General features: G+C 63.6%; 23 protein-coding genes. 20 read left to right on the forward strand and 3 right to left on the reverse strand.

The annotated features are described in order from the left end of the window. Positions 1–51: 51 nt before the first annotated feature. From WKW80_RS18855 to WKW80_RS18865, 3 genes are all read left to right on the forward strand, one after another. A complete protein-coding gene (locus WKW80_RS18855; RefSeq protein ID WP_340365098.1) occupies positions 52–453 on the forward strand; it encodes a phage holin family protein in 402 nt (133 codons plus the stop codon). Between the two features lie 140 nt (positions 454–593). After that, positions 594–1082, forward strand: a complete 489-nt coding sequence (locus WKW80_RS18860; protein ID WP_340365099.1) for a tripartite tricarboxylate transporter TctB family protein — start codon at positions 594–596, stop codon at positions 1080–1082. Positions 1083–1095: 13 nt separating this feature from the next. Then, positions 1096–2607 carry a tripartite tricarboxylate transporter permease gene (locus WKW80_RS18865; RefSeq protein ID WP_340365100.1) on the forward strand — a complete coding sequence of 504 codons (1512 nt, stop codon included), beginning with the start codon at positions 1096–1098 and terminating at the stop codon, positions 2605–2607. 78 nt (positions 2608–2685) lie between these two features. On the opposite strand, the gene WKW80_RS18870 is transcribed toward WKW80_RS18865, so the two are convergent. Beyond that, positions 2686–4329 carry an arylsulfatase gene (locus WKW80_RS18870; RefSeq protein ID WP_340365101.1) on the reverse strand — a complete coding sequence of 548 codons (1644 nt, stop codon included), beginning with the start codon at positions 4327–4329 and terminating at the stop codon, positions 2686–2688. A 417-nt stretch (positions 4330–4746) separates the two neighbouring features. Between WKW80_RS18870 and WKW80_RS18875 the strand changes: the two genes are divergently transcribed. Next, on the forward strand, positions 4747–5406 hold the full coding sequence (locus tag WKW80_RS18875; RefSeq protein WP_340365102.1) for a hypothetical protein: 660 nt from the start codon (positions 4747–4749) through the stop codon (positions 5404–5406). Between the two features lie 653 nt (positions 5407–6059). Here WKW80_RS18875 and WKW80_RS18880 read toward each other — a convergent pair. Next, the gene (locus WKW80_RS18880; RefSeq protein WP_340365103.1) at positions 6060–7631 is read right to left on the reverse strand and encodes a CoA-transferase; all 1572 of its coding nucleotides are present in this window, start codon (positions 7629–7631) and stop codon (positions 6060–6062) included. 93 nt (positions 7632–7724) lie between these two features. Here WKW80_RS18880 and WKW80_RS18885 point away from each other — a divergent pair, with 93 nt between their 5' ends. From WKW80_RS18885 to WKW80_RS18960, 16 genes are all read left to right on the forward strand, one after another. Then, entirely contained in the window at positions 7725–8858 is a 1134-nt protein-coding gene (locus tag WKW80_RS18885; protein ID WP_340365104.1) for an acyl-CoA dehydrogenase family protein, read from the forward strand. A gap of 4 nt (positions 8859–8862) precedes the next feature. Continuing rightward, complete coding sequence (locus tag WKW80_RS18890; RefSeq protein ID WP_340365105.1) at positions 8863–9630, forward strand: 3-ketoacyl-ACP reductase; 768 nt, start codon at positions 8863–8865, stop codon at positions 9628–9630. An 8-nt stretch (positions 9631–9638) separates the two neighbouring features. Continuing rightward, the gene (locus WKW80_RS18895; RefSeq protein ID WP_340365106.1) at positions 9639–10484 is read left to right on the forward strand and encodes a sugar phosphate isomerase/epimerase family protein; all 846 of its coding nucleotides are present in this window, start codon (positions 9639–9641) and stop codon (positions 10482–10484) included. A gap of 71 nt (positions 10485–10555) precedes the next feature. Then, a complete protein-coding gene (locus WKW80_RS18900; protein WP_340365107.1) occupies positions 10556–11719 on the forward strand; it encodes a dihydrodipicolinate synthase family protein in 1164 nt (387 codons plus the stop codon). Between the two features lie 22 nt (positions 11720–11741). Next, complete coding sequence (locus tag WKW80_RS18905) at positions 11742–12497, forward strand: enoyl-CoA hydratase/isomerase family protein (RefSeq protein ID WP_340365108.1); 756 nt, start codon at positions 11742–11744, stop codon at positions 12495–12497. Positions 12498–12515: 18 nt separating this feature from the next. Next, a complete protein-coding gene (locus tag WKW80_RS18910; RefSeq protein WP_340365109.1) occupies positions 12516–14003 on the forward strand; it encodes an aldehyde dehydrogenase family protein in 1488 nt (495 codons plus the stop codon). A gap of 7 nt (positions 14004–14010) precedes the next feature. Beyond that, positions 14011–15693 (forward strand): GMC family oxidoreductase, encoded by a 1683-nt coding sequence (locus tag WKW80_RS18915; protein WP_340365110.1) that lies wholly within the window; start codon positions 14011–14013, stop codon positions 15691–15693. After that, positions 15690–16013, forward strand: a complete 324-nt coding sequence (locus tag WKW80_RS18920; RefSeq protein ID WP_340365111.1) for a Dabb family protein — start codon at positions 15690–15692, stop codon at positions 16011–16013. The genes WKW80_RS18915 and WKW80_RS18920 overlap by 4 nt, the downstream gene beginning before the upstream one ends. Next, complete coding sequence (locus tag WKW80_RS18925; protein WP_340365112.1) at positions 16010–17050, forward strand: zinc-dependent alcohol dehydrogenase; 1041 nt, start codon at positions 16010–16012, stop codon at positions 17048–17050. The genes WKW80_RS18920 and WKW80_RS18925 overlap by 4 nt, the downstream gene beginning before the upstream one ends. Positions 17051–17069: 19 nt before the next feature. Next, on the forward strand, positions 17070–17888 hold the full coding sequence (locus WKW80_RS18930) for an aldo/keto reductase (protein ID WP_340365113.1): 819 nt from the start codon (positions 17070–17072) through the stop codon (positions 17886–17888). 43 nt (positions 17889–17931) lie between these two features. Next, the gene (locus WKW80_RS18935) at positions 17932–18951 is read left to right on the forward strand and encodes an aldo/keto reductase (RefSeq protein ID WP_340365114.1); all 1020 of its coding nucleotides are present in this window, start codon (positions 17932–17934) and stop codon (positions 18949–18951) included. 141 nt (positions 18952–19092) lie between these two features. After that, positions 19093–20199, forward strand: a complete 1107-nt coding sequence (locus tag WKW80_RS18940; RefSeq protein WP_340365115.1) for a sugar ABC transporter substrate-binding protein — start codon at positions 19093–19095, stop codon at positions 20197–20199. Continuing rightward, positions 20196–21245: an ABC transporter permease gene (locus tag WKW80_RS18945; protein WP_340365116.1), complete on the forward strand. Its 1050-nt coding sequence runs from the start codon at positions 20196–20198 to the stop codon at positions 21243–21245. The genes WKW80_RS18940 and WKW80_RS18945 overlap by 4 nt, the downstream gene beginning before the upstream one ends. Positions 21246–21251: 6 nt before the next feature. Continuing rightward, the gene (locus WKW80_RS18950; RefSeq protein ID WP_340365117.1) at positions 21252–22754 is read left to right on the forward strand and encodes a sugar ABC transporter ATP-binding protein; all 1503 of its coding nucleotides are present in this window, start codon (positions 21252–21254) and stop codon (positions 22752–22754) included. Positions 22755–22764: 10 nt separating this feature from the next. Continuing rightward, entirely contained in the window at positions 22765–23706 is a 942-nt protein-coding gene (locus WKW80_RS18955) for an ABC transporter permease (protein ID WP_340365118.1), read from the forward strand. A 361-nt stretch (positions 23707–24067) separates the two neighbouring features. Then, positions 24068–24703, forward strand: a complete 636-nt coding sequence (locus WKW80_RS18960) for a TetR/AcrR family transcriptional regulator (RefSeq protein ID WP_340365119.1) — start codon at positions 24068–24070, stop codon at positions 24701–24703. 91 nt (positions 24704–24794) lie between these two features. Here the strand turns inward: WKW80_RS18960 and WKW80_RS18965 are convergent, their stop codons facing one another. Next, the gene (locus WKW80_RS18965; RefSeq protein ID WP_340365120.1) at positions 24795–25550 is read right to left on the reverse strand and encodes a DUF1214 domain-containing protein; all 756 of its coding nucleotides are present in this window, start codon (positions 25548–25550) and stop codon (positions 24795–24797) included. Positions 25551–25568: the final 18 nt, after the last annotated feature.

Raw genomic sequence — 25568 nt, forward strand, 5'->3', positions numbered from 1 at the left:
CCCGAGCTGCCCGCGGACGACCTTTCAGAAGTTGTTGAATACTCAACACCCATGCTCGCCAACCTCACGCCATTTCTCCTCCACTGGGCCATCACCGCGCTGTCGCTCTGGATCGCGAGCCTGCTGTTTCGCGGGCTCAAGTTCGACGGCACCGGGGCACTGGTCGTCTCCGCGCTGCTGCTGGGGCTGGCCAACGCGGTGGTGAAGCCGCTCCTCATCGTGCTGACCTTGCCGCTCACGCTGGTGACCTTCGGGCTCTTCCTGCTCGTCATCAATGCGCTGATGATCCTGCTGGTGGCCGCGCTGGTGCGCGGCTTCAGGGTGTCGGGCTTCTGGACCGCGCTGTTCGCCAGCCTCTTCATCTCGGTGCTCAGCATCGTCATCGGCGGCTTCTTCGTCGGCGGAACACCTGATACCGAGATCCGGATGCCCAGCAGCGGGCAGTGGCTGTAGAAGTCAGCTAAGCCTCTCGAAGATCGCTATTTTTTTGATAGCGCAAGACCAGCGCTACGCGTTAGTGCTTACTGCAGTGGTCAGCAAATGGTCAGGTTTCGCAAACGATGCTTACCTGACTAATTTGGAGACACATGGCCATGCGCATCAAGAGCCAAACCGACTTCTTTTCAGGAGTCATGTTCACCGCCGTCGGGGGCGCCTTCGCCATCGGCGCGACCACCTACAACATCGGAGACGGCGCCCGCATGGGGCCGGGTTACTTCCCGCTGATGCTGGGCGTCATCCTGGCGATCCTCGGCGTGATCATCATGTTCGAGGGCCTCGTGGTCGAGACGCCCGATGGCGAGCCGATCGGCGCATGGGCCTGGAAACCGCTGTTCTTCGTCATCCTGGCCAACCTTGCCTTTGGCGTCTTGCTGGGCGGTTTGCCCAGCATCGGCGTGCCGGCGATGGGCATGATCATCGCAATCTACGCGCTGACCATCATCTCCAGCCTGGCCGGCGAACACTTCAAGCTGCGCGACGTGCTGGTGCTATCGACCATCCTTGCCGCCGGCAGCTACGTCGCCTTCATCTGGGCGCTGAAACTCCAGATCCAGGTCTGGCCCACATTCATCACGGGCTAAGGAGACCTGCACCATGGAACTGGTTCACAACTTGTCGATCGGGTTTGGTGTCGCGTTCACCTTCACCAACCTGCTGTATTGCCTGATCGGCTGCATCCTGGGTACGCTGATCGGCGTGCTGCCGGGCATCGGCCCGGTCGCGACCATCGCGATGCTGCTGCCTGCCACGTACGCGCTGCCCCCGGTGTCTGCACTCATCATGCTGGCCGGCATCTACTACGGGGCGCAGTACGGCGGCTCCACCACCGCCATCCTGGTCAACCTGCCGGGCGAATCGTCCTCGGTGGTGACCTGTATCGACGGCTACCAGATGGCGCGGCAAGGCCGGGCGGGGCCTGCGCTTGCCGCGGCCGGTCTGGGCTCGTTCTTTGCGGGTTGCGTCGGCACGCTGATCCTGGCGGCGTTCGCGCCGCCGCTGACCGAGTTGGCCTTCAAGTTCGGCCCGGCCGAATACTTCTCGCTGATGTGCCTGGGCCTGATCGGCGCCGTGGTGCTGGCCTCGGGTTCGCTGCTCAAGGCGGTGGCGATGATCGTGCTCGGCCTGCTGCTGGGCATCGTCGGAACCGACGTGAATTCGGGCGTGGCGCGCTTCAGCTTCGACGTGCCCGAACTCACCGATGGCATCGGCTTCGTCGTGATCGCCATGGGCGTGTTCGGCTATGGCGAAATCATCGGCAATCTCTCGCAGCCCGAGCATGAGCGCGAGGTCTTCACCGCCAGCGTGAAGGGCCTCTGGCCCACCAAGGACGACTTCAAGCGCATGACGCCCGCGGTGATCCGCGGCACCGCGCTCGGCTCGGCGCTGGGCATCCTGCCCGGCGGAGGCGCGCTGCTGGCGGCCTTCGCAGCCTACGCGCTCGAGAAGAAGATCAAGATGAGGCCCGGCGAAGTGGCCTTCGGCAAGGGCAACATCCGCGGCGTCGCTTCGCCGGAATCGGCCAATAACGCGGGCGCGCAAACCTCGTTCATTCCGCTGCTGACGCTGGGCATTCCGCCCAACGCGGTGATGGCGCTGATGGTCGGCGCCATGACCATCCACAACATCCAGCCGGGTCCGCAGGTGATGACCAGCAACCCCGAGCTGTTCTGGGGCCTGATCGCCTCGATGTGGATCGGCAACGCGATGCTCATCATCCTGAACCTGCCGCTGATCGGCATGTGGATCAAGCTCCTGACGGTGCCCTACAAGTTCCTGTTCCCGGCCATCGTGCTGTTCTGCGCGATCGGCGTGTACTCGACCAACAACAACACCTTCGACATCTGGATGGTGGCGGCCTTCGGTTTCATCGGCTACCTGTTCATCAAGCTCAAGACCGAGCCGGCGCCGCTGCTGCTGGGCTTCATCCTCGGGCCGATGATGGAAGAGAACCTGCGCCGCGCGCTGCTGCTGTCGCGAGGCACCTGGAGTGTGTTCGTCACGCGGCCGCTGTCGGCGGGCCTGCTGCTGGCCGCCTTGATGCTGCTCGGCATCGTGCTGCTGCCATCGATCAAGTCGAAGCGCGAAGAGGCTTTCGTGGAGGATTGAGCGCGCGGCGCGCCAAATGAAAAGGCCGCCCGGGGGCGGCCTTCTTTTCTTGTCATCGACGCGGCGATGCGGTGTCGGTCAGTTGCTGCTGCCGCGCGGGTTGTCCATCTTCTTCATGGCGCTCTCGATGGCCTTGCGCATGCTCAGCGTATCGGCGCCCTGGCTCGGCGGGAACTCCTGCAGGCTCTTCAGGTGCTCCGCAAGGAAGGGAGTTGCACCCGTGGGTGCCCAGAGTTTTTGCCCGACGAACTTGCGGCCCGCATAGGCAAACTCGCGTGAATCGGGTGTCGATTTCTCCATCGGGTCCATCAGCAGGTTCACGATGTACGGAACGCTCGGGTAGGACTTCTCGTCGAACCAGTTGCCGTTGTGCTTGACGCCGATGTGCATCTTCCAGGCGTCGACGCGAATAGCCATCAGGTCCGTCTCGTCGTAGTAGAGCATCTCGCGGCGTGCAGACTTGTTGCTCTTGCCGGTCCAGTAGTCGAGGTTGTTGTAGCCGTCGAGGTGCACCTTGTAGTTGGTGCCATTCATCGAGTAGCCCCTCAGCAGGTCTGCCTTGAGGTTCGGCAGTCCGGCAGCGGCAGCCAGCGTGGCGAACACGTCTTCATGGTTCTGGATGCCGTTCAGGTCGGTGCCGGCAGGAATCTTGCCCGGCCATTGCACCATCATCGGCACGCGCAGGCCACCTTCCCAGGTCGTGCCCTTCTCGCCACGGAACGGTGCATAGCCGCCATCGGGATAGAACATCATCTCGTTGCCGTTGTCGGTGCTGTAGACGACGATGGTGTTGTCCGAGATGCCCAGGTCCTTGAGCTTCTTCATGATCGAGCCGACCTGTTCGTCGTGCTCGATCATCCGGGCTCGAACCAGATCCTCCTCCGCACGCCCTTCGTCCACCGCCTGCTGGATGTACTTGTTGGTCGGATGCGACCAGATGTGGATGGCCGTGGTGTTAAACCACACGAAGAACGGTTTGTCGCCCTTGCCGACCTTGTCGAGGTACTTCAGCGTTTCGTTGGTCACCTCCTGGTCGAAAGTTTCCATGCGCTTGCGGGTCAGCGGGCCGGTGTCTTCGATGCGTTGCTTGCCGACGCGGCCGAACTTCGGATCCGTGGCTGGATCGTCGGTCGAGGCGGCCCAGGCATGCAGCACGCCGCGCGGGCCGAACTTCTTCTTGTACTCGGGGTTCTTCTGGCCAGGGTAGTCGAGTTCTTCGGGTTCTTCCTCGGCATTCAGGTGATAGAGGTTGCCGAACCATTCGTCGAAGCCGTGCACCGTGGGCAGGAACTCGTTGCGGTCACCCAGGTGGTTCTTGCCGAACTGGGCCGTGGCATAGCCGACCGACTTGAGCGTCTCGGCAAGCGTGGGGTCGCTCTTCTGGATGCCGCGCGTGGAGCCTGGAATGCCAACGGTGGTCATGCCGGTGCGGACCGGCAGTTGTCCCATGATGAAGGCGGCGCGACCGGCGGTACAGCTTGGCTGCCCGTAGTGGTCCGTGAACAGCGCGCCGTTCTTCGCGATCGAATCGATGTTCGGCGTGCGGCCCATCATGCCGTGCGTATACGCGCCGAGGTTCCACATGCCGATGTCGTCCCCGAAGATGACGACGATGTTGGGCTTCTTGTCGGCGGCTTGCGCAGGCGCCACGACGCCGAGCAATGCGGCCCCGCCTATGAGAAACAGCGCTGTTTGTCGGCGCAGTCTTGGCCAGATATTCATGAAATTCCCTTTTTGAATGAACGGCACTTCTGTCGGTGCCGTGAGCAGGAGAGGAGGAGAAACGAAATGCCGCGCGCATGAGCCAGCATTGGTTCAGTGGCGGCAGGCCCCGGGGGCCTTGGTTTGAATGTGTTCGGATCGGTGTCGTGCGCCTCCTTGCCTTTTTCGTTTTGCGATGCATGGGGAGACCACCATTCGATGAGCCCCCCCGGCTGTGGCGAACTGTTGCGTGCGACCACAGGTCGCTGACGCATTTTGATCACCAGGAGCCGACTCACTGTCCTCTGGGCGTTTTAGCACACAACGTTCGCTCAGCGCTCTGGCGGAAGGCGGCGTTCCATCTGAGAATATGACGCGACCCGGCGAGTGAGTCTTCACGCGGAATAGCACGGGTCTGACGGCATCGAGGAGGACAACATGGAATGGCCACCCGTTGACGACATCACGGCGAGTGCACCTTTGCCAGCGGGCTATCGCTACGAGTACCTGAGCCGGCACCAAGTGCCCGCGCTCATCTCTGCACTCAAGGTTTGGTACCCGGGTATCGCGGTCGGCAACGCGAGTTGCCACATGCGTGAATCCTTCTATGCGGAAAAGGTGTGCCTTGACGGCGAGACAGAGCGCGACTTCCTTGTCATCCTCTTCAAGCACGACGACGAGATGGTCGGCATGTTCTCGGTGGAGCGAGACCCGGACAGCGAAGTGCTGTACGGACGCATTTGTGCAATCAGTCACCGGCATCGAGGTTCACACCTGAGTAGAAGCGTCCCGCTTCTCGAGGAAGCATTGGGGCGCGCCATGGGAATGGGGATGGTGTACGGCCTGGCCACGCTGAAGTACCCCCACATGCAGGCGACGTTCGAACGAATGGGCTGGCAGTTGATCGGCATCACGCCGGGATTCGACAGAGAGGTGATTGCGCCGGGCGTCGTGAAGCGGGTCTACGAGGCGATTTATGCGAAGGTGCTGGTCCCCAGCGAACTCTTGCGTCCAAGGGCCCAGGACCTGACACCTGCTGCCAAGGCGCTATTCGATCTGCTCTACCCGGGTCAGTGTCTTGAACGAGTAGACGCCTGATCAAGCTTCCGGCCCGGCTTGCGGGTATGTTTCTTCCTCTTGGCAATGCCCTTCAATTTTTGCCGCGTGAGCTTCAGTTGCTCGATCACCTGGTGCGTCGTGCCGGCTCCCCCACTGTCCCTTTGCCGGGTGCCGGAGGCCTCCACGTAGGCCGTACCGGGTTGCCGGACGCACCCGACAAGCGGCACCCGCAGCACCTATTCCAGACCGTGGTAGTTGATCTGACACTGTTGCGGGGTTGGCAGCACCAGATACGTGACGTCGAGCGGCTTGAGCGACACCGGGACCGCCCACGCGCCCATTTGCACCCACCGCATGCCGGCATCGACGCCCAGCTGATGGACCAGCAGTCCGAGTTGCTGCGCGAAGCAGATCTCAGCGACCGTGGCTGCGGCGCGGCGGCCGCTCGGAACCTGTTGGGGCGGCAGTTTCAGGAGGCAGCGCGGACGGCCGAGCAGCGGATGGGTCGATCATGGTCGCGGCGGTAGCTGCCGTTGACCCGCCAATCCGAACGCCCGCAACGAGTCAAGTCTCTTCCTGCCCGCCCGCACGAACCTGTCGGGTCTCGCGTCGCCCCTCGAACGGCGCGTTAGCCAACAGGCCGGCAACACGAGCATCCTCTCCTGCTCGCTTGTCCTGCTCGCTTGTCCTGCTCACTTGTCCTGGTTTCCAAACACCGTGGTCATCGCCTCGGAAAATGCGGACCGACCATTGGGGAGCCGGGCGGCAAGCTCCGGTGTCAAGTTCACGGCGAAGGGAAGCCTCTCGAGGACGTCGGAGTTGATGTCGACTCCTTCCGCCACTTCGATCAGCCGAAGCCCATCCGTTCCGAGTTCGAACACCGCACGCTCGGTCACATAGAGCACCTGTTGCTTGTCGGCCTGGGCCCGCTTGCCACTGAAGGTGATGTGTCGGACCTCCGTGACGATCTTCGGGACAGAGCCATGCCTGACGATCTCGACCCGAGCGCCGTCGTGTTTCACTTCGAGACCCTTGGCCTCGAAGGCGCCGCAAAACACAACCTTCTTTGCGCGCTGCGTGATGTCGACGAAGCCACCAGGGCCCACGATGTTTTCACCCAGCCATGAAACATTGACGTTTCCCTGCGCATCGAGTTCGCCCATCCCCAGGAAGGCAATGTCGACCCCGCCGCCACTGAAGAAATCGAACTGCTCGGTCGACTTCACGATCGCACTGGGATAGCGGGTCGCGCCGAACAGGTGTCCCCCCAGCAGTTCGCCGTTGTGGGGTCCTTGCTCGATCGTCGTCCAGCCGATTTCAAGGCCCTCTTCATGTGCAATGGCCGGTATGCCATCGGGGACGCCGAAGCCGAAATTCACGCATTTGCCGGGTCGCAATTCCTGGGCGGCGCGTCGTGCGATCAAGTAGCGCAAGCCCTCCGGCACGGCCGGCGCGCGGCGGGTCGGCGGCGCAGCCAGCGCGCCGCTGATGGAGAGGTCGTAGGCGGCGCCCGTCGTTTGCGTCTGCTCGGCGTATCTGCAGATGGAATCCACGAACACGCCAGGCAAGCTGACGGCGCGAGCTGGCGAGATGGGCTCATCCAACGCATCGCGCACCTGCGCAAAGACTTTCCCGCCAGAGTTGTGCGCAGCCATTGCCGCGGCGAACACGTCCATGTCTGCAGGTTCGTCGCGGGAAGTCAGATTTCCCTGGGGGTCGGCTGCCGTTCCGCGCACCAGTGCGAAATCGACCTTGAAGGGCTTGTACCAAAGCAGTTCCTTCCCACCCAGCGTGACGACTTCGACGAGTTCGTCCGTTGCCCGGGCGTTGCATCGACCGCCGCCATGTCGAGGATCCGCGAAGGTGTGAAGGCCAATGTGGGTCACAAGACCATGGCGCCCGGCGCCTATCTCGCGCAGCAGGGTCTGGATCGGGCCTGCCGGAAGGGTGTACGCCTCGATCTCGTTCTGGCGCGCGAGTTCCTGCATGCGCTTGGACCAGGTCCAGTGGCCACCGATGACCCGCTTGACCATTCCCTTGTGCGCGAAGCGGCTGATGCCGGTTGCGACGCCGTCGCCGATGCCCAGGCCATGCACCAGCGTCAGGTTGCGCGGATGCCCGGTTGCGAGAAATCGCTTCTCGATGGCTTCTGCAATGTGATCGGCCTCCTGCAGTCCTCCGCCTGATCCACTGAGCACGACGCACGCGCCGTCGAAGATCTCTTGCGCCATCGCGGCGGCATCTACCCAAACTGCTTTTTTCATTCCGGTCTCCTTTGAGGGGCTTGCAAGCTGAAGTTCGTCGTGGCATGATTCTACTAACTAGTTAGATAGTTGTGTGGATTCCAAGGAGACAAAGTGGAAATTTCGACAGAACACCAGCAGGTGGCCGACATGGCCCGTCGCTTCGCCAACGAACAGATCCGGCCGGAAGCGGAGCGCCTGGACCGCGAGGAAGCTTTTGCAGGCGACATCTACAAGGCGATGGCCGACAACGGCCTGTTCGGCATCACGGTCCCCGAGGCCTATGGCGGCGCCGGCCTGGACGCGCTGGCCTACAGCATCGTGATGGAGGAACTGAGCCGTGGGTATGCATCGGTCGCCGACCAGTGCGGACTCGTCGAATTGGTCACGACCCTGCTCTGCACCCACGGCACCAACGCGCAGAAAGAAACCTGGATCGGCCCCATCATCCGTGCCGAAAAACGCGCCGCCTATTGCATTACGGAAGCCGGGGCTGGTTCGGACGTGTCGGGCATCAAGACGACGGCCGAGCGCGTTGGCGACGGTTGGATCCTGAACGGCGCGAAGCTCTGGATCCACAACGCGCCGGTGGCCGATGTCGCATTCGTCCTCGCGCGGACCCATCGGGAAGCCGGCAAGCGAGGGATGAGCATCTTCATCGTCGATTGCACGGCCGCGGGGGTATCCAAGGGACCCAAGGAGCACAAGCTGGGGCAGCGTTCGTCGCAGGTGGGCGAGTTGCACTTCGAGAACGTCGCGTTGCCCGCCGATGCACTGCTTGGAAAGGAGGGGCGCGGCTTCCACATGATGATGAGCGTCCTCGAGAAAGGGCGCGTCGGCATCGCCGCGCTCGCCGTCGGGATCCTGCAGGCGGCCCTGGAAGCTTCCATCGAGCAGACCAAGATCCGCAAGCAGTTCGGCCAGGCCATCGCCGACTTCCAGGGAATCCAGTTCATGCTCGCCGACATGGCAAAAGACACCGAGGCCGCCAGGCTGCTGGTGCGCTCGGCGGCACGCAAGCTGGACGCCGGCATCGATGCGACGGCGGCCTCGTCGATGGCCAAGTGCTTTGCGGGCGACGCGGCCGTGGCGCAGACGTCCAACGCGATCCAGATCTTCGGCGGCAGCGGCTATATCCGCGGATACGAGGTGGAGCGTCTCTACCGGGACGCCAAGATCACGCAGATCTACGAGGGCACCAACCAGATCCAGCGCGTGATCATCGCGCGCAAGCTTCTGAACGGGTGACGCCATGCGAAAAACAGCCATCGTTACTGGCGCCTCGCGTGGCATCGGCCGCGCAACGGCACTCGCCCTGGCCGAGGAAGGCTTCGACATCGCTGCCGTCGCGTGGCGCGACGCCGAGCGCTTCGGCGCATTGGTTGCCGACATCGAAAAACTGGGTCGGCGCTGCAAAGCCTATGACCTGGACATCGGCGAGCGCGCGGCGCACGAGCCGTTCCTCGACGACGTCGCCCGCGAATTCGGCGACGTGCATTGCCTCGTCAACAACGCCGGCGTCTCGGTGCTTGCGCGGGGCGACCTTCTGGATGTCGGGGAAGAGAGCTATGACCGCTGCTTCGACGTCAATACCCGCGGAACCTTCTTCTTCACGCAGTCTGTCGCGCGCCGCATGGTGAACACGGAAGGCCCCGGCGAGGCATTTCGCAGCATCGTCTTCGTCACATCCTCGAACGCTGTCGCCGCCACGATCGAGCGTGGCGAGTACTGCATGTCGAAGATCGCATCCCACATGGCAGCCCGGCTCTATGCACTGCGCCTGGCCAGGGACGGCATCGGGGTGTACGAGGTCCAGCCGGGACTCATCCTGACCGAGATGACTGCGCCATCGAAGGCGAAGTACGACGACCTGATCGAAAAGGGCATGACCGCAACGCCACGCTGGGGATTGCCCGAAGACGTGGCGCGCGTGATTCGCACGATGGCGGCCGGACTCCTGCCTTACACGGTGGCGCAGGAAGTCCGCGTCGACGGCGGCCTGCTGATTCAACGCTTCTAGAGGCGGCCATGCGTGACCTTTCCGTCGGCCCCGATTGCGTCTGCCTCAACACCGCGACCCTGGGTTTCCGCGACCCCCTCGAACTCACCGTGCGCCGCGTTGCCGAGGCCGGCTTTGGCTTCATCACACCGTGGCGGCAGGAAGTGGACGAACGCCATCCCGAGCGCGCGGCCCACGTGATCCGCGATGCAGGCCTGAAGGTCGGCGGCTATTGCCGAACGGAATACTTCTCTGCCGATGATCGCGGCGGCCGTACCGCCTCCATCGATTCCAATCGGCGTGCAGTGGAGGTCGCGGCCGTTCTCGGGGCGCCGTTCGTCGTCGCCGTGGTGGGTGGGCTCGCGCCGAACTCGCGGGATATTCAAGCCTGCCGGGAGCAGATCCTGGAGGGCCTCGAGGCCCTCAAGCCAACGCTCAAGGCCACGGGTGTTGCGATCGCGCTGGAGCCGCTTCATCCGTTTTATGCCGCCGACCGCAGCCTGCTCAACACCGTGGAACAGGCGCGGCGATGGTGCGAACGCCTCGACCCGGACAACGAGGGCCTTTTCGGAATCGCGGTCGATGCCTATCACGTCTGGTGGGATCCAGACCTCGAAGGCTCTCTGGATCGCGCCTCGGACCGGATCATGGCGCTGCACGTATGCGACTGGATGCGCCAGACCGGCGATCCGCTGCTCGATCGCGGAATGATGGGCGACGGCGTGATCGAGCTCGCGCGGCTGCGTCAGTCCGTCGAAACCCGCGGATTCAAAGGCCCGGTGGAAGTCGAGATCTTCTCGAAGGAAAACTGGTGGAAACGGCCGCCAGAAGAGATCCTGCGCATCTGCCGGGAGCGCTTGAACACAGTGGTGTGATGCGACCGGGCAAGGGCTCGGCCGCTGTCGATTCGTTTACAAGAAATGGGCTATCGCCCGCGAGGCATGAGATGACGAAACTGCAATTGCCGGATACGTCCGGAAAGCTTTGCGCCTACACCCTGCAGGGCACGCCCTGGGATGCGGCGAAGCCGGCCCGGGCATTCAACCGGGTGGTGTTCTCCGCGGCCCACGTGGTTGCGGATCCGTATGCGAACGTCGACCCTTGGACGGGCGGTGCGATCGACTGGGATGCGACGCTCGCCTATCGACGCTATCTTGCCGACCTTGGCCTGGGGATTGCCGAGGCGATGGACACCGCGCAGCGGGGAATGGGGTTGAGCTGGGACGATTCGCTGACGCTCATCCGGCGCACCAGCCAGGCATTGGAAGGCACCGGCGTTCCCATCTTCAACGGCTGCGGCACCGACCATCTGGACCCGTCGGCGGTTGGCACGGTGGACGATGTGATCGCGGCGTACCTGACACAGGTGGAAGCGATCCAGCAGGCCGGCGGCCGCTTGATCCTGATGGCCAGCAGGGCGCTCGCGCGTGTCGCGAAGAGCCCGGACGACTACCTGCGGGTCTACCGAAAAGTCCTCGCCGCCGCGGACCAGCCGGTGGTGCTGCATTGGCTCGGCGACATGTTCGATCCCGAACTCAAGGGTTATTGGGGAACGGGCGACCTGACGGCTGCGCGCGACATCGCGCTGCAAGTCATCGAAGAGAGCCAGTCCAAGGTCGACGGCATCAAGATCTCGCTGCTGGACAAGGACCGCGAGATCGACATGCGGCGCCGCCTGCCCGCGCCGGTCAGGATGTACACCGGCGACGACTTCAACTATCCCGAACTCATCGCCGGCGACGACCAGGGGTATTCGCATGCGCTGCTGGGAATCTTCGATGCCATCGCGCCGGCGGCGTCGCATGCACTCTCGGCACTTGCGAACGGCGACAAGCCGAAGTTCCTGGAGATCCTCGAGCCGACGATTCCACTGTCGCGGCGCATCTTCGGTGCACCCACGCGCTTCTACAAGACCGGCGTGGTGTTCCTGGCCTACCTCAACGGGCACCAGCCCCACATGGTCATGCTGGCGGGCCATCAGGCGATGCGCCCACTGCCCTACTTCGTGGACATCTTCAAGCTCGCGGACGCGGCCGGTCTGCTGAGGGAGCCGGAACTGGCGGCGGCGCGCATGCGGCAATTCCTGGCGCTCCATGGCGTGCAGGCTTGACTTGCCCGCACCTGGAGCGACCATGGGCACCCTGATCTCCCATCGCGCCGGGCCTGTGTGGACGCTGGAGCTGTCCAATGCGGGCAAGGCGAACGCCTTGGACCTGGCCATGCTCGATGCGCTCGACAAAGCGGTGTCCGACGTCGAGCGCGACGAGAGCGTTCGTGTCGTCGTCTTGCGCGGTCCGCAGGGTGGCCCTTTTTCGTCGGGTGCGGACATCGGCGAATGGGGGCCCATGTCGCCGGAGCAGTTCGGTCGCGACTGGATCGACCACGGCAACATCATCTTCCGGCGCTTCGAGATGCTTCGCTGCCCCACGATTGCATCGGTCGAAGGGATCTGCTTCGGCGGGGGCCTGGAACTTGCGCTGTGCGCCGACCTGCGGATCGCCAGCCAGGGCGCGCGATTCCGCTTCCCGGAAGTGGCGATCGGTGCCATGCCGGGCTGGGAGGGTGGGCCGCGATTGGCACGCACCGTGGGGCGGGGCCGTGCCTTGGAAGCGGTGCTCTGCGCAGGCGAGATCAGCGCTGAACTTGCGCACGGCTGGGGCCTGGTCAATGCGTGGTGTCCGCAGGAAGCTTTCGAGGGCCTCGTCGCTTCCACTGCCGAACGGCTTGCGCGAGTCTCTCCGTGCGCGGCGAGGCACGCCAAGGCGGCCATCCTCGGCAATGGCGACTCCAGAACATTCCACCGAAGCGCAGCCACGGCCCTCAAGGGAAGCCGCGATGCCGCAATCGGGATTCAAGCTTTCGCCGCGAAATCGGCGGCGGTTTTCTAGCAGCACGCAGGAGCAACGATGAGCAGGATTTCTCTCCCGAAAGAGCCGCGCAGGTTCCAGATGTACATCGGCGGCGAGTTCACGGATGGCGCCTCGGGCGACACCACGACGCGCCACAGCCCCGCGCACGGAACGGCCGTCGCACAGTGGCCGTCCGGGTCGGCCGCCGATGCGCAGCGCGCCATCGCTGCGGCGCGGCGGGCCTTCGACGCAGGCCCCTGGCCGCACTTGAGCGCGGGGGAGCGAGCTACTGTGCTGTTCAAGGTGGCCGACCTCATCGAGCAATGCGCAGCGGAATTCGGCCTGATCGAGTCACTGGAAACCGGCAAGCCGATCACGCAGGCCATTGGCGAGATCAAGGGCGCAGTCGATGTCTGGCGCTTCGCCGCGGGCGCTGCCCGCGTCGTGAAAGGCGACGCGCACAACAACCTGGGCGACCGGGTCATCGCCATGGTCCTGCGCGAGCCCGTCGGCGTGGTGGGACTCATCACGCCCTGGAACTTTCCCTTCTTCATCCTTGCCGAGCGCTTGCCCTTCATTCTTGCCGCGGGATGCACGGTGGTCGTCAAGCCATCGGAGGCCACGAGCGGCACCACCTTGAAGCTGTGCGAGCTGCTGCACGAGGCGGGATTGCCGGCCGGCGTGGTCAATGTCGTGACGGGCCGCGGGTCCGTGGTGGGCCAATGCCTGCTGGACAGCGACCAGGTCGACATGGTTTCCGTCACCGGCTCGATAGCGACCGGCCGCAAGGCCATCGCGGCGTCCGCTGGAAGCATCAAGAAGCTGGGGCTCGAGTTGGGTGGCAAGAATCCCCACATCGTCTTTGCCGACGCCAACCTCGACGAAGCAGCCGACGGCGTAGCCTTCGGCATGGCCTTCAATGCCGGCCAGTGCTGCGTGGGCGGCAGCCGCCTGGTGGTCGAACGATCGATCGCCGCCGAGTTCACCGAGAAGCTGGCCGGGAAGATGCGGCGCATCCGCGTCGGCGATCCGCTGGATGAACAGACCCAGGTCGGCGCATTGTTCGACGAGGCGCACATGGAGAAGGTGCTGTCCTATGTCGACGACGGCGTGCGCATGGGCGCCAGGATCGTCTGCGGCGGCGCAAGGACGGACGACCAGAACGGCTACTTCGTGCAGCCCACGCTCATGACCGACGTACGACCCGAGATGCCGTTGGTGCGCGAGGAGATCTTCGGACCGGTGCTTGCCGTCGTGCCCTTCGACACCTTCGACGAGGCACTGGAAATCGCCAACGACAGCGTGTTCGGCCTCTCGGCATCCATCTGGACACAGGACCTCACCAAGGCCCTGCGCGCGATGAGAAAGGTGCAGGCGGGCCGCGTGTGGATCAACACCACCCTGGACAACGGGCCCGAGACGCCGCTGGGCGGCGTGAAGCAGTCCGGGCTCGGGCGGGAAGCGGGTCTGGCGGGCATCGAGGAATACACCGAGCTCAAGACCGCACACATCAACCTGCACCCGCGCGTGCACTGGATCAGCTGAGGTCATCATGGATGCATACGACTTCATCGTGGTGGGCGCCGGCTCGGCCGGCTGCGCGCTGGCGGCGCGCCTGTCGGAAGACCCGGGCGTTTCGGTCCTGCTGCTCGAGGCAGGCCCCACTGACAGGAATCCCTTCATTCACCTGCCGGTCGGCTTCTACAAGATGACCGCCGGCCCGCTGACCTGGGGCCTGAAGACCGCGCCGCAGCGCCATGCGATGAACCGGGAGATTCCCTACGCACAGGGCCGGGTCCTGGGCGGAGGCGGCTCCATCAACGCACAGGTGTTCACGCGTGGATGCCCTGAAGACTATGACGCCTGGGAGCAGGAGTTCGGTTGCGAAGGCTGGGCATTCGCCGACGTGCAACCCCTGTTCGTACGCTCCGAAGACAACGATACGCTCGCCGGCCAATGGCACGGCACGGGCGGCCCGCTGGGCGTGTCCACCCCTTGCCCGGACCCGTTGACGCGAGCGTTCGTGCAGGCTTGCCAGCAGGCAGGCATGCCCTACAACCCGGATTTCAACGGCCCGACCCAGGCGGGCGCGGGACCGTATCAGACGACCACGCGAGGGGCGCGGCGCTGCTCCGCCGCTGTCGGCTACCTGCGACCCGCTGCAGGCCGCAAGAACCTGACCGTGCGAACCGACGCCGAAATTCATCGCGTGAAGGTGGAGGGAGGTCGTGCGGTAGGCGTAGCAGTGACTCACAACGGCCGCGCCGAGCTGATGCGTGCCGAACGCGAAGTGCTCATCACGTCGGGAGCGATTGGATCGCCGAGGCTGATGATGCTGTCGGGCCTCGGGCCGGCCGATGCGCTGCGAAGCGCCGGCATCGAGGTCGTCGCGGACCTGCCCGAAGTGGGCCGCAACCTTCATGACCATTTCGGCATCGACATCGTCTACGAACTGAACGGCCCCCACAGCTTCGACAAGTATGCGAAGCCGCATTGGAGTGCCTGGGCGGGCCTGCAGTACGCCCTCTACAAGAAAGGCCCGGTCGCCTCCAACATCGTCGAAGGCGGGGCGTTCTGGTATGCCGATCCACACGCCGCCACACCGGATCTCCAGTTTCACTTCCTGGTCGGTGCCGGTGTCGAAGCGGGCGTGCCGAAGATCGGATCAGGTTCGGGAATCACCCTGAATTCGTACGCGCTCCGGCCGCAGGCGCGAGGCAGCGTCACCTTGCGAAGCGCCAATCCGAAGGACTTGCCGATCGTCGACCCCAACTTCCTGGGTCATCCCGACGATCTCCGCATCTCCGTCGAAGGCGTTCGGCAGAGCCGCGAAATCATGAGTCAGTCCGCATTCGCCAAATACGTGCGCAAGGAGCACTTCCCCGGCAGCAACGTGGCCTCGCAGGCCGAGCTCGAGGCCTATGCACGCCAGTACGGCCGAACTTCCTACCACCCGGTAGGAACGTGCAGGATGGGTGGCGATGCGCTCTCGGTGGTCGATCCGCAGTTGCGCGTGCGCGGCGTTGCGGGTCTTCGGATCTGCGACAGCTCGGTGATGCCCCGGCTGGTGAGTTCCAACACCAATGCCCCCTCCATCATGATCGGCGAGAAAGCCGCCGACCTGATCAAGGGCATCGCGACCACGCGGCCTGCCGGCAGTCCTACCCTGGCGTCGCTCAGCGACGCGGCCGCGCGCGCTGCCATTCGACAAGCTGCCGCGGAGAGAAACCCATGATCCGACACGTTGTTCTCGTCCGCTTCAAGGAGCACACGACGGTCGCGCAACGTGCGCAGTTCGTTCGGGCCTTCCATGCGCTTTCAACCCGGATCGCGCAGGTTCGGCGGTTGGAGTCGGGTGTGAATTCCAGTCCCGAAGGCCTGGACAAGGGATTCACGCATTGCTTCCTCGTTTCGTTCGACAACCCGGCCGATCGGGACGCGTATCTGCCGCATCCCGCCCACCAGGCATTTGTCCAGGAGACCGGTGCCTGGGTTGCCGACGTGCTCGTCGTCGACTACCAGACCTCAGCCCACACATCGGAGGAATCCACATGACCACGCCCGCCACGATGCAGGCCGCGGTGCTCGTTGCGCCGGGGCGCTTCGAGTTGCGACAGGTTCCGGTACCGACACTCGCGCCAAACGAGGTCTTGATCAAGGTGAGTCGTTGCGGCCTGTGCGGCACCGACATTCACATCTACCAGGGTCACTATTCCGCGGACAAGCTGCCCTTGATTCCCGGCCACGAGTTTTCGGGCTGGGTCGTCGAGACCGGCTCGGACGTCGATGACGTCGAGATCGGCACGGCGGTCACCGCCGACATCAATGTGGGATGCGGGCGCTGCTTCTACTGCCGAAAGAACGAGATCCTCAATTGCCGCACGATGGCGCAGATCGGCATTCACGTGAACGGCGGGCTGGCGGAGTATGTCAAGGTGCCTGTCAGCCATCTGGTCAGGATCCCGCCGCGCACACCCATCGAAATGGGTGCCCTGGTGGAGCCCGTTTCCTGCATCGTGCGCGCCGTGAAGAAGAGCCGCCTGCGCCTCGGCGAGTCGGTGTTGATTCTGGGCGCGGGGCCCATCGGCAACTTGCACTTGCAGCTGGCGCGCGCCGTCGGGGCGGCGCCCATCATCGTGTCCGAGCCCAATCCGGGTCGCGCCGCATGGGCCAGCCGCTCGGGCGCTGACGTCGTCGTGAGCGACCCGGAACAACTGCAGGCCGCGGTGATGGAAGCGACCGGTGGCCGAGGTGCCGACCTGGTCATCGAATCCGTCGGGCTGCCCGCGTTGTACGAGCAGGCATTTGACCTGGTGCGTCCGGGAGGAAGAGTGCTGGCCTTCGGGTTGGCCGACCAGGAGGCGCAGGCCCGGTACCACCCTTTCAAGGTCGTGCTGGGCGAGATCGGCTTGCAGGGCAGCGTCGCGGGAATGGGCGACGACATGCACGAGGCAATGACGCTGGTCGCGCACGACCGGGTTCGGCTGGAGGAGTTCGCGCAGGTCGTCTATCCGCTGGCGGACATTTCCCGGGCGATGGAGGCCTTCGTCTCCGACAAGAGCATCAACAAGGTTCAGATTGCCGTGGCATGACGGCGCAGGAGACACCGCGATGAGCATCTATTTCCGCAACACCTACGAGCGTTCGTTCGGCACCTATCCGCTGCGGCGAGAGGTTCTGGCAGATGCACTTCGCACGGCACTGGACGTCGGCTACAGGTCGATCGACACCGCGCAGATGTACGAGAACGAAGAGGACGTCGGCACTGCGCTCAAGAGCGGGAACGTGCCGCGCTCCGAGCTGTGCGTCACGACCAAGGTCCATCCGGACAACTTCACGCCCGAGCGCTTCATCCCGTCGGTAGTGGAGAGCCTGAAGAAGCTTCAGCTGAGCTACGTGGACGTCTTGCTGGTGCATTGGCCACCCATGGACGGCAATGTCGTGCCTTCGCTCAAGCTGCTGGAGCAAGCCGCAAGGAACGGCCTGACGCGGCATATCGGCGTGAGCAACTACACGGCGGCCATGATGGAAACCGCGGCGGACGTGGTCTCGGTGCCGCTCGTGACCAACCAGATCGAATTTCACCCGCTGCTGGACCAATCGGCGATGTTGCAGGCAGCGACACGCACCGGCATCCCGCTCGCGTCGTACTGTTCGGTCGCTCGCGGCGAAGTCTTCAAGCATCCGATCTTCGAGGAGATAGGCCAGGCCTGCGGCCGCAGCGCCGCCCAGGTCGTGTTGCGCTGGATCCTCCAGAAGGGCGTGTCCATCAACACCATGTCGACCAAGCCCGCCAACATCGCGGCCAATTTCGAGGTCATGGATTTCACGCTCTCGAGCATCGAGATGGACCGCATCGATGCCATGACGAAGACCGGCTACCGAATCGTCGACAAGTCGCTCGTGCCATGGGCGCCCGAGTGGGACTGAGCCGCTGGCGAACGCTTCCAGAACAACTTCACCGGAGACTGCAATGAACCCCTCTGCAAGGCGCAAGCTTGGCCGCGTCGACCTCGATGTAACGGCCTTCGCGTTTGGAACCGCACCGATCGGCAACATCTTCAAGCGCATTTCGGAGGAGGAATCCGAAGCCATGTTCCGCACGGCGTGGGACGCCGGCGTTCGCTATTTCGATACGGCACCCATGTATGGGCACGGGTTGTCGGAACAGCGCACGGGTCACAGCCTGCGCTGGAAGAACAGGGATGAGTTCGTGCTGTCGTCGAAGGTGGGACGTGTGCTCAAGCCGGCGCGGCGATCCGACATCGACTTCGCGCCCTGGGTGGACGGGGCGCCGTTCGCCATGCATTTCGACTACAGCTACGACGGGACGATGCGCGCGTTCGAGGACTCGTTGCAGCGCATGGGCCTGGAGCGCATGGACATCTGCTTCATCCATGACATCGACGTCTTCTCACGCGGCGCCGAACAGCCGGCGGTGTTCAAGCAGGCCATGGATGGCTGCTGGAAAGCGCTGGAGAAGTTGCGATCGGAAGGGGTGGTCAAGGCCATCGGTGTCGGCGTGAACGAATGGGAGGTGTGCCACGAAGCGCTGAAGCAGCGGGACTTCGATTGCTTCCTGCTCGCGGGCCGGTACACGCTGCTGGAACAGGATGCGCTCGATGCCTTTCTTCCGTTGTGCGAGAAGCGCGGCGCCGCCGTGGTCGTTGGCGGCGGCTTCAATTCCGGAATCCTGGCCACAGGGGCCAGGCCAGGGGCGAAATACAACTATGCGCCCGCGCCCGAATCCGTGATGCGCCGCGTCGCAGACATCGAGAAAGTGTGCGCCCGGTATGAGGTGCCGCTGCCCGCCGTCGCGTTGCAGTTTGTTGTCGCGCACCCGGCGATTCCCTCGTTCATCGCAGGCACGCGTACGGTAGAGCAGCTCGAGCAGAACCTGGCCTGGTTCAACCACGCCATCCCGCCCGATTTCTGGGCCGAACTCAAGCGCCTGGGCCTGCTGCGGGAAGACGCGCCAGTGCCGGCGCAATAACGCACCCGCATCAGCGTTAACCCTGTAGAAGTCGGCCAGCCTCACTTCTATACTAACCAACTAGATAGATAGTTACTCGCTGTTCAAGCGAAACAACGCAGACCCATGCGCAGTTGGGGGTCCTGGAAAACGGAGATCAACATGGCGTTCATCAAGTCCTTCATCGAACAGGAAACTTCGCGCCGCCGCGACTTCCTGCTGGCCAGCGCATACGGCCTTGCCGGTGTCGCTGCGGCAGGCGCGCCGCTCGGCGTGTTTGCACAGAACAAGCCGACGGTGGCCTGGAGCTACCGCGACCGCAACAACCCTTATTGGCACTCCGTCGTCTCCGGAGGCGAGTCGTTCCTCGAGAGCGTGGGCATGAAGAAATCCGACCTGGTCCACCTGCTCAACGGCGGGAGTTCGGAAAAGTCCCTGGCGGACATCAAGGCGCTGCTGGCCAAGACGAATGGGAATGCGGCCATCGCCTGCGACGCCAACGACGCGCCCAACTGCCGCCCGGTGGTGGAGTCGGTCAAGAAGGCCGGCGGCTATGTGTCCACGATCTGGAACAAGCCCGACGACCTGCATCCGTGGGACTTCGGCGACAACTGGGTGTCCCACATGACCTGGTCCGACGAGGGGCCCTCCGAGCAGACGGCCCGCATCCTGTTCAACGCCATGGGCGGCAAGGGCGCATTTGTCGGGGTTGGGGGAATTGCCGCCAACAACCCGGCGATCGAGCGACGCAACGGGATGATGAAGGCGCTGAAGGACTTCCCCAACATCGAACTGCTGGACTACCAGCCAGCCGACTGGGCCACACAGAAGGCCAATCAGGTCATGCAGGGCTTCCTGACCCGCTTCGGCAACAAGATCACCGGCGTGTTCTGCGCCAATGACTCGATGGCCTACGGCGTTCTGGAGGCATTGAAGGCAGAAGGACGAAAGCTGCCCGTCGTGGCATATGACGGAAATGCCGAGGCCACCGACCTGGTGATCAAGGGCGACTTGCTGGCCACTTGCTTCACCAATCCGTACTGGGGTGGTGGTGTCACCGCGGCGCTGGCCTACCATGCCGCGGTCGGCACATTCAAGCCGTCCTCGGAGCCCAGGGAACACCGCGAGTTCTATGGGCCGACGATCCTGGTCACCCAGAAAGACGCTGCCGAGTTCAAGAAGAAGTACATCACCGGAACGCCGACCTACGACTGGAAGGACTTCTGGGGTCCGTCTCGCGGACAGATCAAGTACGCGGGCAAGGCATGATGGCAGCCCTTGACCAGGCGAGCGCGGCGGGGCCGCGCCCGGAGCCCGGCGCCTTGGCCACGCACGCGATGGCGCCTGGCAAATCGACAGCCCATCGAAGGGAGTTCGTCTCGCGCTGGGCTCCCGTATTGGTCCTCGCGGCCTTGGTGGCAGCGTTGTCCGTTGCCAACTCTAACTTTCTGTCGCTCGGCAACCTGGCGCGGGTCGCGATCGCATCCGTACCGGCGCTGATGGTCGCGCTCGGCGTGACGTTCATCGTCATCATGGGCTCCATCGATCTTTCGATGGAAGGCACCGTCTCGACGACCGCCGTGCTGTTTGCGCTTTGCTTCAACGCACTGGGCGGGCAACTGGCCGGCCTGGGCGCGCTCGCGATCTTCGCGGCCATGCTCGCCGGCGCCGGCGTCGGGCTCGTCAATGGTCTCGTGCACGTCAAGCTGAAGATCCCGTCGTTCATGGCGAGCCTGGCCATCGGCTTTGTCGGCATGGGCTTGTCGGTCCTCCTGACCGGCGGCGACATCATTCGGGTGAACGACGACGTCTTCCGGGGGTTGTTGCTCAAGCGCATCCTGGGCTTCCCGCTCATGGTGTACGCGGCCATCGGGGTGGTGTTCATCGCCTGGTTCATCCAGCGAAACACGACGCTTGGCCGCAATTTCTACGCTGTGGGGGGCGGCGAGGATCTCGCCCATGCGTCGGGTCTCAACGTGCGCCGGGTCCGCATCCTGGGCTTCATGCTGGCCGGCGTTTTCTACAGCATCGGGGCGATCTTCGCGGTGGCGCGCGGGGGCATGGCTGAATCGCTGACGGGTTCGAACTACATGTTCGTCTCCATCACCTCGGTGGTCGTCGGCGGAACGTCCTTGATGGGCGGCAACGGCGGCGTCTGGAACACCGTGATCGGCGTGTTGATCGTCAACGTCATCGCCAACGGCATGGTCGTGCTGGGCCTGCCGAGCTATGTGCAGGATGGTGTGCTGGGAATCCTGGTCATCGTCGCCGTGGTGCTGTCCACCAGTCGCAAGTCGCATTCCCTCGTGAAGTGAGACGTCATGCTTGAATTCCGAAAAGTCGAAAAGACGTTCCCGGGTGTTCGCGCACTCAAGGGCATTGATTTCAAGGTCGCCAAGGGCGAGGTCGTGGGCCTGGTCGGCGAGAACGGCGCGGGAAAGTCCACGCTGATGAAGGTGATCTACGGCGCCTACCAGCATGATGGTGGCGAGGTCCTCGTCAACGACAGGGCTACGAAGTTCGCCAACCCGCGCGAGGCCATGCTCCAAGGCATCGGCATGGTCTTCCAGGAGCAATCGCTGATTCCGAGCCTTTCGGTGATGGAAAACATCTTCCTGGGTTTCGAGCAGCAGTTCGTGAAGTGGGGCGTCATCCGATGGAGACGGATGGCGGAGGCCGCGAAGCGGCAGCTGGCGAAGGTCCACCTGGACGTGGACCCCTACACCACCACCTCGCAGCTCTCCTTTGCGCAACGCCAGATGGTCGAATTGGCCAAGGTGCTGACACTGGAGGAGCGGGTCCATGGCGACCTGGTCATCCTTCTGGACGAGCCGACCTCCGTCCTGTCCAAGGAGGAAGTGCAACTGCTCTTCAAGCTGGTGCGCGAACTGCGCTCGCGCGCGGCCTTCATCTTCGTCTCGCATCGGCTCGACGAGGTGATCGACATCTCGGACCGCATCTATGTGCTGAAGGACGGAGAGGTCGTGGACGTTGTCCAGGGCGAAGGCGCGCAGGCCGAGAAGATCCAGCACAGGATGGTTGGACGCGAGATCAGCAAGGAGTACTACCGCGAGGAGAAGCAGCGCCCCTACCAGGATGATGTCCTGGTCGAAGCCCGGGGGATGAGCCTCAAAGGCAAGTACGACGATGTCTCTCTCAAGCTCAGGCGCGGCGAGGTCCTCAGTCTGGTCGGCGTGGAGGGGGCTGGCGGCGAAGAGATCATGCGCACGATATTCGGGCTCGAGCGGCCCGACCGTGGTGAACTGAAGATCAAGGGCCACACGGTGCGGCAGTTCTCGCCGGCGAATGGCGTTCGGTGCGGCGTCGGATACATCCCTCGCGAGCGCAAGATCGAGGGCATCGTCGCCGGCATGTCGGTGTTCGAGAACATGACGCTCTCGCAAATGGGCAAGTACAGCGCGGGCGGCGTCATGAAGCGCGGCGCCGAGCGCAAGACGGCCAAGGAATGGGTCGACCGCTTCGAGATCAAGACGCCTTCGGTCGACGCCAACGCGGGCAAGCTGTCCGGCGGCAACCAGCAGAAGGTGGTGATCTCGAAGTGGCGCAGTGGCGGCTCGGACATCATCTTGCTGGACCACCCCACGCGCGGCGTGGACGTCGGCGCCAAGGAAAACATCTACGAGGTCGTTCGCGAGATGTCGGCCGATGGCTGCGGCATTCTCCTGATGGCCGACACGCTGGAAGAGGCGATCGGCCTCTCGCACACAGTCGCCGTCATCAAGGATGGCCGCATTCAGCAATGGTTCGACTGCAAGCCCGGCGCCAAACCGACCCTGTTCGACCTCGTGCACTACATGACCTGAAGGCCTGGATATGAACATCGAAAGGCTTCGGCCCTATCTTCCGTGGATCACCCTTGTATTCCTGACGCTCGCGGTGACGGCGATCGCGCCCGGCTTCCTGGCGCTCAACAGCCTCGTGCAAATGACCGCGGACGTGTCGACCTTGTTCGTGCTGTCGCTCGGCATCACGCTGGTCATCTACATCGGCGGCATCGACCTTTCCGCACAGTCCGTCGCGAACATGACGACCGTCCTGGTCACGCTGTCGCTGCCGACGCTCGGCATCTGGTCGGCGCTTTGCGTGCTGCTTGCAGGCGCGGTGATCGGCTTCGTCTCGGGCTACGCGTCGACGAAGCTGAAGGTCCCTTCGTTCATCTCCACGCTTGCACTTGGAGGGGTGGCACTTTCCGTTGGGCAGTTCGCGTCGGGCCAGCAGGCCGTTTTCATGGACCCCACGGCACGCGACGCGGCTTTCGGCTGGATCATCGGCAGCACCTTCGGGTTGCCCAATGAGATCTTCGTGGCTGCAGCGCTGCTCCTGGTCCTGCTGTTCATCGAACGACGCACGACGCTCGGACGCGCACTCAAGGCCATCGGCGCGGGCGAGCCAGCCGCTATCGCCTCCGGACTTCGAGTGGACGCCTACAAGATTGCCGTCTATGCGATAGCCGGCCTGATTTCGGCGCTCGCGGGCTTGTTGTTCTCCGTGAAGTTGGCCGGCGGTGCACCCAACATTGCCGAAGGCTTCCTGCTCCCTGCGATCGTCGCCGTCCTGATCGGTGGCACGCCGCTGACGGGGGGCGTCGGGGGTGTCTTGAATACGTTGATCGGCGCACTGATCGTTGCGGTCATCCGCACGGCGATGGTGTACCTCGACGTTCCGCCGACCGCGCAGCAGATCGTGTTCGGCGTCGTCTTGATTGCGGCCATTGCCTTGACGATCGACCGAAGCAAGCTCGCCATGGTGAAGTGATGAGCGCCGCCCGGCCGCCCGAAGGCGCTCGCGCCGCAGTGCGAAGCACGGCGGGTTACCCGATGAGCACACCGGCAGACGCCGTCGCGTCGAGCATGGCGGCGGCCGCCGATCGTTCTCGACGGCATCGGCATCGCCATCGTTCGCGGAGTTCCCGGGCGGCGAGATCAGGCGCCGTTGGTCGATCCGCGAAAAGGTGTGCGGTTCCATTGAATGAATTGCCTCGAATCGACAGGTCGACCGCCATTCGAAGCCGCAGTATAGTGACGAGATTGGTCAAGCGACACCCGCGGCGGTCGTTCCACGATTTCCCTGCTTGAATTGCCGCTCAATTGACGACTACCCGACACAGACATTCCAAATGGGCGAAAAGCTACCCTTCCGCGCACGCAATCCGGATAACACCAAACAGCTTATTCTGGATGCGGCAAAAATCGAGTTTGCGAAGGCAGGGCTGGGTGGTGCGCGAGTAGACAAGATTGCCGAAACGTCGGGCGCCAACAAGGGAATGATCTACCACTACTTCGGTGGAAAGGAGGAACTCTTCGCGGCTGTCGTCGAGGACGCCTATCTGGGAATCCGAAGCCAGGAGCGCCTATTGGGGCTGCTCGACCTGAAGCCTTCGGAGGCGATCAAGAAGCTGGTCGAGTTCACTTGGGAGTACTACCTTGAAAATCCCGAGTTCATTACCCTTGTCAATAGCGAGAACTTGCATGAGGCTAGGCACATAGCAGGCAGCAAACAACTGCGTAAACTGCAAAAGGAATATGTGGACACGGTGAGGGAAATCCTTGAGCGTGGAGCAGCTTCCGGGGAGTTTCGAAAAGACATCGATGCCGCTCAGCTCTGCATCACGATTGCCGCAATTGGATTTTATTACCTGAATAATCGACACACCGGGGGTGTGCTTTTTGGTTTTAATTTTGCAAGCCGCGAAGCCTTGGCAGCAAGAATCAAATTCAATATAGAAACCATCATGCGGATGGTGATGAATTAGGCGGCCGGAGGCGACGGCGGTCGAGTCGAGAAGACTGCTCCCAAGTCTCCCGCCAGCAACCCGAGAGGACGCCGGTTCCAGTGGCGCAGGCTCATTGAACAGCGAGCGGCGGCGGTACGTACATGCGCGCTGCCACGTCGCCCCTGGGGCGATAGAACCGGAACGTCAGGCTGTAGCCCTGGCCCTTGGGCGTCGGCAACCAGTTGCCATGCGGGGCCTCCTTGGGTTGCGCGTCGGCGAAGTACAGCATCGGCGATCCATCCGCGCCGTATTGCAGCTTGGACTCCCTGTTGAGGAGGTAGCGCTTCAGCGCGTTGGGCAGCACGCGTCGCTGGACCGAATCGACGGCGATCACGGACCAGAAGTGCGTTGCGTATTGGGCAGGCAACTGTTCTTTCGTGAAGTGCATCGTGTAGGCATGGTCCCCCGACAGCGGCTTGCCCCCGTGTCCATGAAAGCCTTGTAGTCGATGACTTCCTCCGGGCATTGGCCCAGATGCCGCCGTAGTTGATGAGCGTGCGCACCAGCCAGTCTTCGCCGTAGACCCCGAGGTCGACGGCAGCGCCGAGCCATTGCGAACCGTGCCGTGCCCCAAGTTGGGCATCGCCATCGCGCGCGCCTCGGCCTGCAACGTGTCCATGCCGGGGTTGATGTCGGCCTCGCTGTCGAGCGCCAGTTCGGCCGAGTCGAAGGCCTCGACGCCCGGCAGTGCATCCATCTCGAACATGACCGTCCCGGGCACCGCGGGCTCCACCGGTCGACGCGTCGAGCGGATGTGGAACTGCTGCTGCAACGCGACCGCCTCGTCCCAGTTCGCGTCGAGCTCGACACGCGACAACACTCGCATGGCCTTGACCGGCACGTC

Source organism: Variovorax humicola, assembly GCF_037889915.1.
Taxonomy (GTDB): Bacteria; Pseudomonadota; Gammaproteobacteria; order Burkholderiales; family Burkholderiaceae_C; genus Variovorax; species Variovorax humicola.

What these genes read in the sequence shown, in the direction of transcription:
- WKW80_RS18855 (WP_340365098.1), top strand. Translation starts at nt 52, where the DNA reads ATGCTCGCCAACCTCACGCCATTTCTCCTCCACTGGGCCATCACCGCG.
- WKW80_RS18860 (WP_340365099.1), top strand. Translation starts at nt 594, where the DNA reads ATGCGCATCAAGAGCCAAACCGACTTCTTTTCAGGAGTCATGTTCACC.
- WKW80_RS18865 (WP_340365100.1), top strand. Translation starts at nt 1,096, where the DNA reads ATGGAACTGGTTCACAACTTGTCGATCGGGTTTGGTGTCGCGTTCACC.
- WKW80_RS18870 (WP_340365101.1), bottom strand. Translation starts at nt 4,329, where the DNA reads ATGAATATCTGGCCAAGACTGCGCCGACAAACAGCGCTGTTTCTCATA.
- WKW80_RS18875 (WP_340365102.1), top strand. Translation starts at nt 4,747, where the DNA reads ATGGAATGGCCACCCGTTGACGACATCACGGCGAGTGCACCTTTGCCA.
- WKW80_RS18880 (WP_340365103.1), bottom strand. Translation starts at nt 7,631, where the DNA reads ATGAAAAAAGCAGTTTGGGTAGATGCCGCCGCGATGGCGCAAGAGATC.
- WKW80_RS18890 (WP_340365105.1), top strand. Translation starts at nt 8,863, where the DNA reads ATGCGAAAAACAGCCATCGTTACTGGCGCCTCGCGTGGCATCGGCCGC.
- WKW80_RS18895 (WP_340365106.1), top strand. Translation starts at nt 9,639, where the DNA reads ATGCGTGACCTTTCCGTCGGCCCCGATTGCGTCTGCCTCAACACCGCG.
- WKW80_RS18900 (WP_340365107.1), top strand. Translation starts at nt 10,556, where the DNA reads ATGACGAAACTGCAATTGCCGGATACGTCCGGAAAGCTTTGCGCCTAC.
- WKW80_RS18905 (WP_340365108.1), top strand. Translation starts at nt 11,742, where the DNA reads ATGGGCACCCTGATCTCCCATCGCGCCGGGCCTGTGTGGACGCTGGAG.
- WKW80_RS18910 (WP_340365109.1), top strand. Translation starts at nt 12,516, where the DNA reads ATGAGCAGGATTTCTCTCCCGAAAGAGCCGCGCAGGTTCCAGATGTAC.
- WKW80_RS18915 (WP_340365110.1), top strand. Translation starts at nt 14,011, where the DNA reads ATGGATGCATACGACTTCATCGTGGTGGGCGCCGGCTCGGCCGGCTGC.
- WKW80_RS18920 (WP_340365111.1), top strand. Translation starts at nt 15,690, where the DNA reads ATGATCCGACACGTTGTTCTCGTCCGCTTCAAGGAGCACACGACGGTC.
- WKW80_RS18925 (WP_340365112.1), top strand. Translation starts at nt 16,010, where the DNA reads ATGACCACGCCCGCCACGATGCAGGCCGCGGTGCTCGTTGCGCCGGGG.
- WKW80_RS18930 (WP_340365113.1), top strand. Translation starts at nt 17,070, where the DNA reads ATGAGCATCTATTTCCGCAACACCTACGAGCGTTCGTTCGGCACCTAT.
- WKW80_RS18935 (WP_340365114.1), top strand. Translation starts at nt 17,932, where the DNA reads ATGAACCCCTCTGCAAGGCGCAAGCTTGGCCGCGTCGACCTCGATGTA.
- WKW80_RS18940 (WP_340365115.1), top strand. Translation starts at nt 19,093, where the DNA reads ATGGCGTTCATCAAGTCCTTCATCGAACAGGAAACTTCGCGCCGCCGC.
- WKW80_RS18945 (WP_340365116.1), top strand. Translation starts at nt 20,196, where the DNA reads ATGATGGCAGCCCTTGACCAGGCGAGCGCGGCGGGGCCGCGCCCGGAG.
- WKW80_RS18950 (WP_340365117.1), top strand. Translation starts at nt 21,252, where the DNA reads ATGCTTGAATTCCGAAAAGTCGAAAAGACGTTCCCGGGTGTTCGCGCA.
- WKW80_RS18955 (WP_340365118.1), top strand. Translation starts at nt 22,765, where the DNA reads ATGAACATCGAAAGGCTTCGGCCCTATCTTCCGTGGATCACCCTTGTA.
- WKW80_RS18960 (WP_340365119.1), top strand. Translation starts at nt 24,068, where the DNA reads ATGGGCGAAAAGCTACCCTTCCGCGCACGCAATCCGGATAACACCAAA.
- WKW80_RS18965 (WP_340365120.1), bottom strand. Translation starts at nt 25,550, where the DNA reads ATGCGAGTGTTGTCGCGTGTCGAGCTCGACGCGAACTGGGACGAGGCG.